Raw genomic sequence first — 14,556 nt, forward strand, 5'->3', positions numbered from 1 at the left:
AGGTGGGGCTGAGTTCCGTGGGATTGGCCGCAATGGCGAATAGCCTCGGAGTCATGTGGGTCTGGCAACTGCTGCTCGCGGTGGGCTTCGGCATCGGCTCCGCCGTCGTACCGGTGATGAACGCCGAGGCCTACGTCCTGGCCGTCGCCGCGACGAATGCCCTCAACCCGGTCGTCGCCGCGTCCGGCATCGCCGTCGGGCAGACCCTCGGCAAGGTCGCGATGTTCCTGGCCGTCCGGTACCGCCCCGGCTACGCGGCCCGCAAGACCAAGGAACAGAAGCCGGTCAACCTGGAGACCCGCCGGGGCCGCTTCATCCAGTGGAACCGCGACGTCAGCAAACGCCTGCTGGATGCCATGAGCGACAGCCGCTGGGGCATCCCGGTCACGCTGCTGAGCTCCTTCGTCGGCATCCCGCCCCTGTACGGCGTGGCGCTGATCGGCGGCGCCTCGCGGATGAAGACCGTCGTGTTCGCACTGTCGGTCCTCGCCGGCCGAGGCGCCCGCTTCATCCTGCTCGCGCTCGGCGTGAGCGCTTTCTAGGCGTCGAACGTGCGGCCGGTGAGCTGCTCGTAGGCGTTGATGTACGCCGACCTGGTGCGCTCGACCACTTCGTCGGACAAGGGCGGCGGGGCCTCGCCGGACGTCCGGTCCCAGCCCGACTCGAACTGCAGCCAGTCGCGGACGATCTGCTTGTCGTACGACGGCTGCTGCTTGCCCGGCGACCACTGGTCGGCCGGCCAGAACCGGCTCGAGTCCGGCGTGAGCACCTCGTCGGCGAGCACCAGCGTCCCGTCCGCCCGGTGGCCGAACTCGAACTTCGTGTCGGCCAGGATGATCCCGCGGTCCTCGGCGATCGCCCGCGCCCAGGTGTAGATGTCCAGCGTGGTGTCCCGCAGAGTCGATGCCACGTCGGCGCCGACCGTCGCCACCACAGCGTCGTACGAAACGTTCTCGTCGTGCTCGCCGAGCTCGGCCTTGGTCGCCGGGGTGAAGATCGGGTCGTCCAGCCGCGAGCCCTCGACCAGGCCGTCCGGCAGCGGGATGCCGCAGACGGAGCCGGTGGCGTTGTAGTCGAGCAGGCCGGTGCCGCTCAGGTAGCCGCGGGCGACGCACTCGACCGGGTAGATCGCCAGCTTCTCGCAGACCACAGCGCGGCCCGCGACCTCGGCCGGCACGTCGGTGGAGATGATGTGGTTCGGCATGTCCAGCTGCTCGAACCACCACAGGCTCATCGCGGTGAGCACCTTCCCCTTGTCGGGGATCAGGGTCTCCAGGATCCAGTCGAACGCGCTCATCCGGTCGCTCGCCACCATCAGCAGGTCGCCGGAGTCCAGCTCGTACAGGTCCCGGACCTTGCCGGAGTGGATGTGCTTGGCGCCGGGGATCTCCGGCGCCTGCGGCGTTGTGATCACGCCGCGAGCCTACTTGCGGGCGCGCAGTGCCATCAGCTTGCCCCCTAGGCCGAACAGCCCGTCGCGGAGCGAGCACACGACCGGATTCTCGACCTGCCCGAGCCGGCCGAGACTGCGGGACCGCTTGACCAGCTTGGTCGTCGCGGGCCGCCGTTCAGCGTCGTACGCCGTCAGCGCCTGGGTGAGCTCGCCCGCCTGAAGATGTCGCGCCAGTGCGCCGGCGTCCTCGATCGCGGAGCATGCGCCGCGGCCCAGGTTCGGTGTCATCGCGTGGGCGGCGTCGCCGAGCAGGACGATCCGACCCTGGGCGAATGGGACCAGCGGCAGCGTCAGGTCGTAGATGTCGTTCTGCAGCACCTTCTCGGTGCTCGCGATCAGCCTCGGGATCGGATCGTGCCAGCTCATGAACACAGTCGGCTCGCTGGTCTCGCCGGCCGGCTGGTTCACCGTCCCGTACCAGTAGAAGCGCCCGTCGATCAGTCGCGCGAACCCGAACAGTTGCCCTCGGCCCCAGGTCTCCCCACCGCCGTCGTCGATGTCCACGTCCGCGATCCCGCGGTACGCCGAGAAACCGGAGTACCGCGGGCCCTTGTACTGCGGGTACAGCGCGCCCCGCACCACGCTGCGGATCCCGTCCGCGGCGACCACGAGATCGGCGTTGAGCTCACCGTTGATCGTGACGCCGTCCTGATCTTGCGTGATGGTCCGTACGTCGTACCCGGTCCGGACCGTGACGGCCGGACCGAGCTCCGCGGTGATCAGCTCGTGCAGCTGCGCGCGGTGGATCATCACCGGCAGCTCCACGCCGAGCTCGGCCGCGGTGACCACCCACCGGCCGTCTGCCTTCCGCATGCCGGCCGGCTTCGACTGCACCGATGCCTTCTCGACGCCCTTCACCCCGAGCTCCTCGAGCACGGCGACCGCCGACGGCCAGACCGAGATGCCGGCCCCGACCTCGCCCAACTCCGGAGCACGCTCCAGCACCGTGACCTGCCAGCCGCACCGCTGCAGCGCGACAGCAGCCGTAACCCCGCCGATACCCGCCCCGACCACTATCGCCGTACTCATGAACTTGACTCTACATCTGTAGAGTTTGGATGGGAAGTGCGAGACTGACCGGCGTGACGAAGCAGGTTCCGCGCGGTGCGGATCGCCAGGACGCCATCGCCGACGCCGCGATCCACCTGGTCGCGACCCGCGGTCTGCGCGGGCTTACGCATCGGGCGGTCGACACCGAGGCAGGTCTGCCGCCGGGCTCGACGTCGTACTACCTCCGCACGCGCAACGCCCTGCTGACGGCGTGCGTGCGCCGGATGCTCAGCCGGGATGTGAGCTCGATGCCACCGGCCGGCGCGGATCCGGTCGAGTTGATGGTCGGGATGACGGTAGGGCTCGCGAACGATCGGCCGGACGATCTGGTCGCGCGGTACGAGCTGTCGTTGGAGGCGAGTCGTCAGCCCGAGCTGCGGACGGCGATCGACGAGGGTGGACGGGAGTTGCGGGCGATGCTCGCGCAGTCGCTCGACGGGCTCGGCGTACCCGAACCGGAAGCGGCGGCGTGGCCGGTGGCCGCGATGATGGACGGGCTGATGTACGACCGGGTCGCGGGGGCGGGCGCAACGCTCTCACCAGAAGCGTTCGAGGCCGCTGTACGACGCTCTGTCGTCGCGCTGATCGCCGGCCTCAAAGGCGCTCGGTGAGCGTGACGAAGGTGAAATAGCAGACGCCGACCAGCATGCCGACGTGGCCGAGGACCGACAGGCCCGCACCGGAACCCCACGCATCACTCTGCGTGTCCTCGGAATGCTTGCCTCCACTCGGCAACCAACGGGCCAGAAGCAACAATCCGATGACGGTCAGCAACCACCACCCGGTCAGCATCACCAGGGCGATCCCCTGCCGACCGGTGACCAGGGCAACGACCCAGCCGAGCAGTGTGATCACGCCGACGACGGTGTGCATCCGCAGCAGGGCAGCAGAAAACCCGTGCCGCCCCGCGCCGTGACCGGTGCCGTCCACCACCGTTCCGCCGAGCCGGACGCGCGTGATCAGTACGACGACCGCACCAAGCGCGGTCAGAAACCAGGTGACGTTCGACCATTCCACGCCCCCATCCCTACCCCACCCCGCACGCCGGTGAACCATTCCGCGTGTCGTCTCATAGCTTGACGATCGTCAGAAAACAACGCCCGGCGGGCCGAGTGTCCGCTCATCACCCGCCGGGCCGCCAACTCCAAACCACCTTCCCCGGTCCCGCACGCCCCCGACTCCTACGTCGCCCCTGCGCCCGGCTGCGCCGTCCCTAACGTTGCTGCGTCATCCCTAAGCCGGCCGCCTCATCCGTACCCCCGTGGCGTTCCCTACCCCTGCGTCCCCTGCTGCTGCGTCCCCTGGCTCGGCAAGGTGCCCTGCCCTGGCAGGGTGCCTTGCCCCTGCCCAGTTCCTTGCCCGTTGCCCTGTCCCTGGAACCCGCGGCCGAAGCCGCCACCACCTGGCCCACCGAACTGGTTCTGCTGAGTATTGGTTCCGTCCCACGAATGCCCGACCGCCATCCCACCAAGGAATGCAAGCACCGCAATCACAGACCCGGCCCCCGCAAGCACCACATTCCCAGGCCGCCTCCCACCCACCGAAGCCGACTGAGAATCCGCCGCCGAAGGCGGCGTCACCCAACCACCTTGCTGCCCATAACCCGGGTGCGGCCCAACACCGGCTTGCGCTGCAGCCCCCGCTCCCGGCGCAGCACCCCCGTACGGCGCGGCACCTGCCTGCCGCGCAGCACCTGCTTGTGCTGGAGCGCCTGCTTGCGGTGCAGCACCCGCGTACGGCGTTGAACTCGCCTGCGGCGCATCGCCGGCTTGTGCTGCAGCACCCGCATGAGGTGCAGCACCCGCGTACGGAACGGAAGCCGCCTGCGGCGCAACCCCGGTTGGTACTGCGGAACCCGCCTGCGGCCCGCCACCGGCTTGCGCTGCAGTACCCGCTCCCGGCGCGGCACCTGCTTGGGTCGCAGCGTCCGCTCCGGGCGCAACACCCGCGTAGCGGCCGGAACCCGGCTGCGGCGCAACACCGGCTGGGGCTGCGACATCCGGTTGCGGCGCAGTACTTGCCTGGACGCCCGCGGTGGGCTGTGCGGCGGAGCCTGCGTGCTGAGCAGGAACGGATGCCGGAGTCGAGCTCGGCTGGGCTGGTTGCCATTGGGGTTGTTGGGGGGTCATGTCTATGCTCCTGTTCCGGTGGAGAGGTCGTAGATGGTGGTGGTGCCGACGGTCTGGGCGGTGAAGTTTTCGGTGACCCAGGTGGCGATCTCGCTCGAGGTGCCGTTGCGGCCGCCCATCATTCCGCCGCCACCGCTGCCGATGAAGTAGTGGATCTTGCCTTGGGCAACCAACTGCTTGAACTCGGCCAGCGACGGTGCCGGATCGGTCCCGTTGAACCCGCCGATCGCCATGATCGGCTCGCCGGACGCGAGCTGCAGCGGCGCGGCGCCGTTCGCGGTCACCGCCGCGGCGGCCCAGGTGTATCCCTTCGCCCCTTGCTGCAGCAGCGTCACCAGCTCACTCGACACTCCGCTGATCCCGCCACCACCAAGGAACCCGCCCATGCCACCACCACGCATTCCCCCTCCAGTAACGCCCCCCGTAGTGCCTGTGCCGGTCTGACCAGGCGGCGTACCCATCCTTCCGCCACCGGGGAAGCCACCGCCACGCCCTCCGCCAAAGCCGCCCATCCCACCGGGCCCAGCAGTCGGGATCGCCCCGGTATGCGCGGAGCTGATCGTGGACAGCGAGTACGCCGTAGGCCCAGCCAACGCGCTAAGGGCAAGAATCGCCGCAGCGACCACCCCCGCCCGCCGAGCCGCCGCCCGATGCAACCCGAGCTCAGGCAGCAGCATGACCAGTCCAGCCGCGAGCACACCCGTGATCAGCACAACCCACCGCAGCCACGGGTGCCAGGCAGGAGTCCCGTTCAGCAACGCGAAGCTCCAGCCCGCCGTCAACAGCGCTCCACCAGCAAGAGTTGCCCGAGGCAACCACTCCGCCCGGCGGCGCCACAGGATCGACATCGCACCACCGATCACCGCACCGAACGCCGGCGCCAGCGCGATCATGTAGTAGGGGTGAATGATCCCCTGCATGTAGCTGAACACCAGCCCGGTAACGACGAGCCACCCACCCCACAGCAGGGCAAACGCGCGAGTCTTGTCCGTCCGCGGCGCCTTGCCTGCAGCAACGATCAGTACGACGGTCGCGAGCAACGCCGCTGGCATCAGCCAGGAGATCTGCGATCCGAACTCCCCGCCGAACAGCCGCTGCAGTCCGGTCGCCCCACCCCAACCGGGATTCCCGACTCCGCCGCCGACCGACCCGGATTCGTTGCCGCTCAACCGCCCGAGGCCGTTGTACCCAAGGGTCAGCTCGAGAATGCTGTTGTCGGACGACCCACCGACGTACGGTCGTGCAGACGCAGGCAGCAGCTCCACGATCGCGACCCACCAACCGGCACTCACGATCAACGAGATCGTCGCCAGCAGCAGATGCAGCAGTCGCTTCCCCAACGCCGGCTTCCCGGCCACCAGATAAGCAATCCCGAACGCCGGCAGGATCAGGAACGCCTGCAGCATCTTCGTCAGGAACCCGAACCCGACCAGCGAACCGGCCAGGATCATCCACCGCGCCGAATGCTCGACCGAGTCGATCGCCCGCGTCACGGCCCACGCGCCGGCGCAGAGCAGCAGGATCAGCAGCGCATCCGGGTTGTTGAACCGGAACATCAGCACCGCGACCGGCGTCGTCGCGAGGATCGCGCCCGCCAGCAGACCGGCGTTCGCGGAGAACCACCGCCGCACCGATACATACACGAATCCGACGCTCGCGACCCCCATCAGCGCCTGCGGAACCAGCATGCTCCAGCTGTTGAAGCCGAAGATCCGCGCGGACAACCCCATCACCCACAGCGAGCCCGGCGTCTTGTCCACAGTGATGAAGCTCGACGCGTCGAACGACCCGAAGAACCAGGCCTTCCAACTCGTCGACCCGGCCTGTACTGCGGCCGCGTAGTACTCGTTGGCGTAACCGTTCTTGGACAATCCCCACAGGTACGCGATCGCCGTCAGCACCAACAGCCCGCCGTACAGGAGCTTGTCCCGGCTCAGCGTGTACTGCGTACTGATCGCGCGCGGCCTGCTCGCCTCGATCGGATCGGTAAGCGTCGTCATGTCAGTTGCTCCGGGTCTGGTCGAGAACCGCTGGGGGTTCGAAGGCGGGCAAGGTAGGCGCGTCGTCGTCGAACACCCACGTCTGGAAGAGGCTGAACCGGACCACGGTCGCGGCCAGGTTCGCGATGGTCAGCACGGTGATCTCCACCGCCTGATGCGGTACGGCGATTGCCGTGTGCAACAACCACAGCGACGCCGCGGTCAGGCTCCAGCCGATGCCGAAGGCAACCAGACCGCGCAGCTGATGCCGCCAACGTCCCTCCACACCGCGTACGCCGAAGGTGATCCGGCGGTTCAGCGTGGTGTTGCCGACGGCCGTGATCAGCAGCGCCAGCAGGTTCGCCACCTGGGCCGGCATGCCCTGGCGCAGTACGAGATACAGCAGCGCGTACGCCGCCGTACTCAGTACGCCGACCGCGCAGAAGCGCAGTACGCGGGCCGCCATCGCCGTCCGGGGATCGAGGATCCGTGGCCGGCCGTACTTCTGCCGGACCGGCTCCAAGTCGACCCGACTGCGCATCAGTCGAGCAATCCCCCGCAGATCCTCGCCGACGGTCTTCGCGATCGCGACCCGGGAGTCAAGGTCGTCGACCCAGTCCACCGGTACTTCGTGGATCCGCAGCCCGGCTTTCTCGGCCAGCACCAGCAGCTCGGTGTCGAAGAACCAGCTGGTGTCCTCGACCAGCGGCAGCAGCTCGTGCGCCACATCGGCGCGGATCGCCTTGAAGCCGCACTGCGCGTCGGAGAAGTGCGCATTCAACGTTGCCCGTAGCAACAGATTGTAGGAGCGGGAGATGAACTCGCGCTTCGGCCGCCGGACCACCCGGGAGCTCTTCGCCAACCGGGTGCCGATGGCAACATCGCTGTGCCCGGCCAGCAGCGGCGCCACCAGCGGGAGCAGCGCGTTCAGATTGGTTGACAGGTCGACATCCATGTAGGCGAGCACCTCTGCGTTGCTCGCGGACCAGACCTGTTTCAGCGCGCGGCCGCGACCGGCCTGCTCGAGCCGGACGATCCGGATCCCCGGCAGCTCGCTCGCGAGCAGGAGGCCGAGCTCATATGTCGCGTCCGTACTTCCGTTGTCCGCGATGCAGACCTCGGCCGGGAACGGGAAAGCGGTGTCGAGGAACTCCCGCAACCGTCTGATGTTCGGTCCGAGGTCGTTCTCCTCGTTCTTGACGGGTACGACGATCTCGACCCGAGGATGACCTGGAATCTGCATGACACCGATGCTGTCCGGTCAACCTGTGCCAGCCCCTGCATGCGGCTGGCAGTTCGCTGGGAGCTACCGGGTGCGGCGCAGCCAGAGCAGACCGAGCACCGGCAGCACCACCGGTACGAAGCCGTAGCCCTGGCCGAAGTGCGACCACACGGTCGCGTCCGGGAAATCGTCCGGTACGGCGTAGCTGAACGCGCCGATCGCGAGGACGCCGATCAGCTCGATCACGATCGCGGTCGTGGCGACCTTGCGGGACACCTTCGTTGCCTTGGCCAGCGCGAACGTCGCCGCGCAGTAGATGATCGCGGCAACGGCCGACAACAGGTACGCGATCGGCGCATCGCTGAACTTCGTCGCGATCTGTACGCCGGCCCGCGCGGTCGCGGCCAGCGCGAACACGCCGTACACCGCGATCAGGATCCGGCCCGGGCCGTGCTTGGTCGCTGCGGGATCGGTCACGTCAGGCCGTCCACACGTCGTACAACCGGAGCTCGAGGATCGGGATCACCACGCAGGCGATGGCCAGCGCGCCGGCGCCCCAGCGGCTGCTCTCTGCCAGCGCCCAGAACGCCCCGATCGGCAGGATGATCAGCGACCCGATCAAGTACCCGATGAAGAACGGCCCGGACACGTCCCGGGTGGTCTGGCTCAGTTGCACGATGCCGACGACCAGCTGTGCCAGCAGGGCGACCTCGATCACCCCGAGCACGCCGAGCAAGGTCCAGTTGATCCGCTTGTCGCGGGCCGCGAGTACGACGGCGAACAGCGCCGCGGCGAGCGACAGCGCGACCAGGAACCAGGTGAGCGGTGCGAACACGGGTTAGAGGATGTCACCCGGCGTGTAGGCGGCCGCCTCCGGGTAGCGCTTCGCGAGATCGTCGATCTTCGCGACAACTGCCCCGACCTGGGCGACGGCCGCGCCGGTGAACGTCAGCGGCTCGCCGACGATGCCGACGATCTGCTCCTCGGTGAGCCCGAGTCGCCCGTCGACACCGAGCCGGTGGAACAGGTCGTTCCCGGCCAGGCCCTTGCGCAGGTCGAGCGCGGTCGCGACCGCGTGCTCCTTGATCACCTCGTGCGCGGTCTCCCGGCCGACGCCGTTCTTGACGGCGGCCATCAGCACCTTGGTCGTGGTCAGGAACGGCAGGTACCGCTCGAGCTCGCGCGCCACGACCGCCGGATACACCCCGAACTCCTCGAGGACGGTCAGGAACGTCTCGAAGAGTCCGTCCAGCGCGAAGAACGCGTCCGGCAGCGCAACCCGTCGTACGACGGAACAGAAGACGTCGCCCTCGTTCCACTGGTTGCCGGCCAGCTCACCGGCCATCGACGCGTATCCGCGCAGGATGACCGCAAGTCCGTTGACCCGCTCGCAGGACCGGGTGTTCATCTTGTGCGGCATCGCGGAGGAACCGACCTGGCCCTCCTTGAAGCCCTCGGTGACCAGCTCGTGGCCTGCCATCAGCCGGATCGTCGTGGCCAGGCTGGACGGCCCGGCGGCCAGTTGCACCAGCGCGGAGACGACCTCGTAGTCGAGCGACCGCGGGTAGACCTGACCGACGCTCGTCAGCGTGTGGCTGAAGCCCAGGTGCTGCGCGATCGTGCTTTCGAGCGTGGCGAGCTTCGTCTCGTCACCGCCGAACAGGTCGAGCATGTCCTGCGACGTACCCACCGGGCCCTTGATGCCGCGCAGCGGATACCGCTCGATGAGCTCCTCGATCCGCGCGATCGCGACCAGCAACTCGTCGGCGGCCGACGCGAACCGCTTGCCCAGCGTCGTCGCCTGCGCGGCGACGTTGTGGGAGCGACCGGTCATCACCAGCGCCGCATGCTCGGCCGCCTTCTGACCGAGTTGTACGGCGGTTGCGACCGCGCGGTCCCGGACCAGCTCGAGACCGGCGCGGATCTGGAGTTGCTCGACGTTCTCGGTCAGGTCACGACTCGTCATCCCCTTGTGGATGTGTTCGTGCCCGGCGAGCGCGCTGAACTCCTCGATCCGCGCCTTCACGTCGTGCCGCGTGACCCGCTCCCGGGCCGCGATCGACGCCAGGTCGACCTGGTCGATCACCCGCTCGTAGTCCTCGACGACCCCGTCCGGAACCTCGACCCCGAGCTCCTTCTGGGCCTTAAGTACCGCCACCCAGAGCTTCCGCTCGAGCACGATCTTGTGCTCCGGTGACCACAGCTCCGCCATCGACAGACTGGCGTAGCGCGCGGCGAGAACATTGGGGATCAGGGGCTTGGTCACGAGCCCCATTCTCCCAGACGGCGACTACTTGACGGTCACCAGACCACAGAGCTTGGCGCCGGACAGGGTGCACAGCTGGTAGGAACCGGCCGCCAGCCCCTTCGGCATCGCCAGCGTGTACGGCCCGGCGCTGGTGTACTGCGGGATCGCGATCCCCGACTCACCCGGGATCACCTTCATCGAGTACGGCGTGGAGGCGTCGCCCGGCACCTTGGCGACCAGCGTGTACAGCGGCACGTCCGGCTTGGCCGCCGACGCGAGGGTGAAGGTCACGTTGCGGACCTGCTTGTCGGGGAACGAGGCGACGACCTGGCCACCGGCGACGAGCGCCTTGGCCGAGGTCAGTGTCAGCGGACCGGCCTTCACGACAGGCGCCGGGTTCGGCTGCTCGGACACCTGCGGCGGGGCGACCAGGTTGGTCGGCACGGGGCTGTCGGCCACCGGCGTGTTGTGCGCCGGCCGCAGCGTCGGGACGACCGCGACGGCGCCGACCACGACGGCCGCGCCGAGCACGGTCAGGCCGGCGGTCAAGCGGCGCTTGCGGGAACGGGCCGCGGTCAGGACGGAGTCGAAGTCACCGGCGGACTCGGCGGCCTTGCGGTCCGCCAGGGCCTGCAGGTCCTCTTGCAGATCAGGCATGGTCGTCACTCCTCAGCAGCAATGAATCGGACAGGGCGTCCCGGGCGCGGGACAGGCGCGACTTGACCGTGCCTTCCGCGATCCCGAGCGTGTCCGCCACCTGAGCCACGCTCAGGTCACAGACGTAGTGGAGGACGACGACCTGCCGGGTCGGCATCGGCAGGCCGGCGAGGGCCTGCTCGAGATCGCCGGCGTACCTGTCGGCGGGGTCCGGGACGTGTTCCGCCGGCAGCCGGTGGAACAGTTGCGTGAACCGGTTGCCGTCACGGTGCCGGTTCGCGGCCAGCCGCACGGCGACCAGGCGCACCCAGGCCTCGGGTGATTCGTACCGCGAGACCTTCTGCCACCGGGGCACCAACCGGACGAACGCCTCCTGGACGATGTCTTCCGCCTCGGCCCGCGACCCGGTCAGCAGCGAGATCACGCCGACCAGCCGTGGCTGGTGCGCGCGGTAGAACTCCCGCAGCCCCTCCGTCTCCATGCCCACTAACACCCCCGACCCCTGGATCCGGTTCCATCGGATCGCTGACCCTATCGAAGCTCACTCTGAGTACATGGACAAGCTATCGACGTACAAGGTCGCCTGGCTGGTCGGCGGCGCGGAGCGGGCCGCACTGGTCACGTTGGTGGCGCCGGCCGCCGACGGGCGGCTGGACATCGCTTACAAGCGGCAGCGGGTGAAGGTGGCCCGCATCGACGGGTCCATCGGGCCCTCTTCGGGCACCTGGACCGCGGGATAGGTCAGACGGTGATCTCGCCGCGCTCGGCCTTGAGGGCGATGTCGGTGCGGTGCTGGGAACCCTTGATGCGGATCTGGCCGACGGCGGCGTACGCGCGTTGACGGGCCTCGGCAAGGTCCTTGCCGACGGCGCTGACCGCCAGTACGCGGCCTCCGGCCGTGACGAGCTCCTCGTCCTCGAGCGCCGTACCAGCGTGGAAAACGCGTACGTCGTCGCTCTCGGCCTGCTCGACGCCGGCGATCGGGTCGCCCTTGCGCGGGCTGGACGGGTACTTCTTCGCGGCGACGACGACCGCGACCGAGGCAGCGTCCCGCCAGCTCAACTCGCCCTGGTCCGCGAGCTTGCCGGTGGCCGCGGCGAGCAGCAGACCGCCGAGCGGGGTCTTCAGCATCGGCAGGAGGGCCTGCGTCTCCGGGTCGCCGAAGCGGCAGTTGAACTCGATCACGCGGACACCGCGCGACGTCAGCGCGAGACCGGCGTACAAGAGACCGCTGAACGGCGTACCGCGGTGGCGGAGCTCGTCGATGGTCGGCTGCAGGACCTTCTCGGTGATCTCGGCCACCAGGTCGTCCGGTGCCCAAGGCAACGGTGTGTACGCGCCCATCCCGCCGGTGTTGGGACCCTCGTCGTTGTCCCCGAGCCGCTTGAAGTCCTGCGCCGGTTGCATCGGGAGCACCGTGGTGCCGTCGGTGATCGCGAACAGCGAGACCTCGGGACCGTCCAGGAACTCCTCGATCAGCACCTGCTCGCACTGGGCCGCGTGCGCGAGCGCCTCCTCGCGGTCCGACGTAACCACAACGCCCTTGCCCGCAGCGAGCCCGTCATCCTTCACGACGTACGGCGGCCCGAACGCGTCGATCGCGGTCGCGGCCTCCTCGGGGGTCGTGCACACGTACGCGCGACCGGTCGGCACACTCGCCGCAGCCATCACGTCCTTCGCGAACGCCTTAGAGCCCTCGATCTGCGCCGCCTCGCGGGACGGACCGAACACCGCGATACCTGCGTCCCGCAGCGGGTCGGCCAACCCGGCCACCAGCGGCGCCTCCGGGCCGACGATGACCAGGTCCGCATCCAGCTCCCGCGCCAGCGCGACGACCGCGTCGTGGTCCTCGATATCCACCGAACGGCAAACGATCGTTTGCCCGTCGTGCGCAGGCCGCAACGTAGCGATCCCAGGGTTGCCCGGCGCCGCCACCACCTGCTCGACCTCGGGGTCCTGGGTCAACGCCCAGGCCAGTGCATGCTCACGACCGCCGGACCCGATCACCAAAACCTTCACGGGCGCTCAGCCTAGCGTGCTCAGACCGTGGTCCGCGTCGCCCTGTCCAGCCGTCACATCAGTAATGCCAGTAGTAGCGGCCGTCGGCGTTCCAGGTGAGGGGGACGGTGGTGCGGTTGGTGAAGGCCATGCCTAGGCCGCGGGCCAGCTCGACTGTGCGGGCCAGCTGTAGGGAGTACGGGTGATGGTTGTCGTCCCACCACTGTTCGTACTGGGTTATGCAGGTTTGGGACTTGTAGTACGGGTTGGTGCAGGAGTGGGGTGGGAGCCACTTCTGTAGGTGGCGGAAGGTGACGGTGGCCGAGCCGTCGGGGGACTTGATGGTGCCGGTGGCGTCCAGGCAGTAGCCGGTGGTGGGGATGGTCCAGCGGACGTAGTGCTGGCGGCCGCCGTTCGACGGCAGGGGCTGCATGTTGTTGCAGTTGGCGTCGCCGATGGTTTCGCTGGTGACGCGCTGGATCTGGGTCAGTGGGCGGCCGGCGCCGTCGTTGTAGCCGTCGAGGAGGACCCAGTCACCGTCGTGGATGAAGTGTTCGGCGGAGTTCGGCGGCCAGGCCTTGGGGTCGCCCCAGGAGATGTCGGACTCGGTGGTGCTCAGCGGGGTCCAGGCCCATTGCCCGGCAGCGGTCCCACCCGCGAAGTACTGCCCGGCTGACTTCTCGAACATCAGCGAGTACTGCGCATAGGTCTCCGTCGAGCTCCGTGGATCCGCGACCGCGACGGCCGGCGTCAGCACCGCGGACAGACCGATCACCAAAGCGAGCGTCTTGATCACGGAGGGCAACTTTAATGCCGATCGAGTTCCGGTTGAGTTCCTGTGCCGTGCAACCGCAGCGGTCTAGGCTCTCGATCACGAGACCGACCGCAGAGGAGCTGTGATGCCAGAGCCTGTGACCCAGACGCTCGACGTGCCCGGAGCCACGCTGACGTACGACGTTCGCGGCGACCTCGCGAACCGCCCGGTGCTGCTGATGATCGGGTCACCGATGGGCGCCAGCGGATTCCCGACCCTGGCCTCGCACTTCGCGGACCGCACCGTCGTCACGTACGACCCGCGTGGCGTCGAGCGGAGCGTCCGCACAGGTGAGATCACCGAGCTGTCCCCCGACGACCACGCCGCGGACCTCGCAGCGCTCATCGAGCACCTCGACGCCGGCCCGGTCGACATCTTCGCCAGCAGCGGCGGCGCCGTGAACGCGCTTGCGCTGACCGCGAAGCGTCCCGATCTCATCAACACCCTGGTCGCCCACGAGCCGCCGCTGGCCGCGATCCTCCCCGACAGCGAGGCGGCGCTGGCCGCGGTCGCCGACATGTACGCGACGTACCAGCGCGACGGCATGGGCGCCGGCATGGCCAAGTTCATCGCCTTCGTCGGGTACGACGGCGAGGTCCCCGCCGACTACACGCAGCAGCCCGCGCCGGATCCGGCCATGTTCGGTCTCCCCACCGAGGACGACGGCTCCCGCAACGACGCGCTCCTCGGCCAGAACCTTCGCGGCTGTACGTCGTACCGGCCCGACTTCGACGCCCTGGCCAAGGCCAAGGAGCGGATCGTGATCGGTGTCGGCGAGGAGTCGGCGAACCAGATGGCCGCCCGCGGTGGCAAGGCCGTCGCCGAGAAGCTGGGGCTGGACCCCGTCGTGTTCCCGAGCGGCCACGGTGGCTTCCTCGGCAACGAGTACGGCCAGCCGGGCAAGCCGGAGGAGTTCGCCACCACGTTGCGCCAGGTCCTCGGCTGATCGCGCTCGAACGCCACACCCGGTCCCGGCCGGGTGACCGGTTGTGTCCGGCGTTCCGCT

The 14,556-nt window shown here is 68.7% G+C and carries 17 protein-coding genes; 4 read left to right on the forward strand and 13 right to left on the reverse strand.

The window, feature by feature from the left end:
* The first annotated feature begins 53 nt into the window (after window positions 1–53).
* Window positions 54–542 (forward strand): hypothetical protein, encoded by a 489-nt coding sequence (locus AB0J62_RS25705; RefSeq protein WP_363876081.1) that lies wholly within the window; start codon window positions 54–56, stop codon window positions 540–542.
* Here AB0J62_RS25705 and AB0J62_RS25710 read toward each other — a convergent pair.
* Window positions 539–1,414 carry a phosphoribosylaminoimidazolesuccinocarboxamide synthase gene (locus tag AB0J62_RS25710; protein ID WP_363876084.1) on the reverse strand — a complete coding sequence of 292 codons (876 nt, stop codon included), beginning with the start codon at window positions 1,412–1,414 and terminating at the stop codon, window positions 539–541. The two genes, AB0J62_RS25705 and AB0J62_RS25710, sit on opposite strands and share 4 nt — an antisense overlap.
* 9 nt (window positions 1,415–1,423) lie before the next feature.
* Entirely contained in the window at window positions 1,424–2,482 is a 1,059-nt protein-coding gene (locus AB0J62_RS25715) for an FAD-dependent monooxygenase (protein ID WP_363876087.1), read from the reverse strand.
* 53 nt (window positions 2,483–2,535) lie between these two features.
* Here AB0J62_RS25715 and AB0J62_RS25720 point away from each other — a divergent pair, with 53 nt between their 5' ends.
* Complete coding sequence (locus tag AB0J62_RS25720; RefSeq protein WP_363876091.1) at window positions 2,536–3,114, forward strand: TetR family transcriptional regulator C-terminal domain-containing protein; 579 nt, start codon at window positions 2,536–2,538, stop codon at window positions 3,112–3,114.
* On the opposite strand, the gene AB0J62_RS25725 is transcribed toward AB0J62_RS25720, so the two are convergent.
* The 9 genes from AB0J62_RS25725 to AB0J62_RS25765 form a co-directional block, all read right to left on the reverse strand.
* Entirely contained in the window at window positions 3,098–3,520 is a 423-nt protein-coding gene (locus AB0J62_RS25725; protein WP_363876094.1) for a hypothetical protein, read from the reverse strand. The genes AB0J62_RS25720 and AB0J62_RS25725 overlap by 17 nt on opposite strands.
* 559 nt (window positions 3,521–4,079) lie before the next feature.
* The gene (locus tag AB0J62_RS25730) at window positions 4,080–4,484 is read right to left on the reverse strand and encodes a hypothetical protein (protein WP_363876097.1); all 405 of its coding nucleotides are present in this window, start codon (window positions 4,482–4,484) and stop codon (window positions 4,080–4,082) included.
* A gap of 150 nt (window positions 4,485–4,634) precedes the next feature.
* Complete coding sequence (locus tag AB0J62_RS25735) at window positions 4,635–6,632, reverse strand: glycosyltransferase family 39 protein (RefSeq protein WP_363876100.1); 1,998 nt, start codon at window positions 6,630–6,632, stop codon at window positions 4,635–4,637.
* A 1-nt stretch (window position 6,633) separates the two neighbouring features.
* A complete protein-coding gene (locus AB0J62_RS25740; RefSeq protein ID WP_363876103.1) occupies window positions 6,634–7,854 on the reverse strand; it encodes a bifunctional glycosyltransferase family 2/GtrA family protein in 1,221 nt (406 codons plus the stop codon).
* Window positions 7,855–7,917: 63 nt separating this feature from the next.
* Complete coding sequence (locus tag AB0J62_RS25745; RefSeq protein ID WP_363876106.1) at window positions 7,918–8,310, reverse strand: hypothetical protein; 393 nt, start codon at window positions 8,308–8,310, stop codon at window positions 7,918–7,920.
* 1 nt (window position 8,311) lies between these two features.
* Window positions 8,312–8,668, reverse strand: a complete 357-nt coding sequence (locus tag AB0J62_RS25750) for a hypothetical protein (protein WP_363876109.1) — start codon at window positions 8,666–8,668, stop codon at window positions 8,312–8,314.
* 3 nt (window positions 8,669–8,671) lie between these two features.
* Complete coding sequence (purB, locus tag AB0J62_RS25755; protein ID WP_363876112.1) at window positions 8,672–10,108, reverse strand: adenylosuccinate lyase; 1,437 nt, start codon at window positions 10,106–10,108, stop codon at window positions 8,672–8,674.
* Between the two features lie 15 nt (window positions 10,109–10,123).
* Window positions 10,124–10,738 carry a hypothetical protein gene (locus AB0J62_RS25760; RefSeq protein ID WP_363876115.1) on the reverse strand — a complete coding sequence of 205 codons (615 nt, stop codon included), beginning with the start codon at window positions 10,736–10,738 and terminating at the stop codon, window positions 10,124–10,126.
* The gene (locus AB0J62_RS25765) at window positions 10,731–11,219 is read right to left on the reverse strand and encodes a SigE family RNA polymerase sigma factor (protein WP_134110359.1); all 489 of its coding nucleotides are present in this window, start codon (window positions 11,217–11,219) and stop codon (window positions 10,731–10,733) included. The genes AB0J62_RS25760 and AB0J62_RS25765 overlap by 8 nt, the downstream gene beginning before the upstream one ends.
* 73 nt (window positions 11,220–11,292) lie before the next feature.
* Here AB0J62_RS25765 and AB0J62_RS25770 point away from each other — a divergent pair, with 73 nt between their 5' ends.
* Window positions 11,293–11,478 carry a hypothetical protein gene (locus tag AB0J62_RS25770; RefSeq protein WP_363876119.1) on the forward strand — a complete coding sequence of 62 codons (186 nt, stop codon included), beginning with the start codon at window positions 11,293–11,295 and terminating at the stop codon, window positions 11,476–11,478.
* Between the two features lies 1 nt (window position 11,479).
* Here the strand turns inward: AB0J62_RS25770 and purD are convergent, their stop codons facing one another.
* Together purD and AB0J62_RS25780 are read right to left on the reverse strand one after the other, a co-directional pair.
* On the reverse strand, window positions 11,480–12,757 hold the full coding sequence (gene purD / locus AB0J62_RS25775; RefSeq protein WP_363876122.1) for a phosphoribosylamine--glycine ligase: 1,278 nt from the start codon (window positions 12,755–12,757) through the stop codon (window positions 11,480–11,482).
* Between the two features lie 58 nt (window positions 12,758–12,815).
* Window positions 12,816–13,532 (reverse strand): hypothetical protein, encoded by a 717-nt coding sequence (locus AB0J62_RS25780; protein WP_363876125.1) that lies wholly within the window; start codon window positions 13,530–13,532, stop codon window positions 12,816–12,818.
* Between the two features lie 103 nt (window positions 13,533–13,635).
* On the opposite strand from AB0J62_RS25780, the gene AB0J62_RS25785 reads away from it, so the two are divergent.
* Complete coding sequence (locus tag AB0J62_RS25785; protein ID WP_363876128.1) at window positions 13,636–14,496, forward strand: alpha/beta hydrolase; 861 nt, start codon at window positions 13,636–13,638, stop codon at window positions 14,494–14,496.
* The last annotated feature ends 60 nt before the right edge of the window (window positions 14,497–14,556 follow it).

Source organism: Kribbella sp. NPDC049584, from assembly GCF_040675555.1.
GTDB lineage: Bacteria > Actinomycetota > Actinomycetes > Propionibacteriales > Kribbellaceae > Kribbella.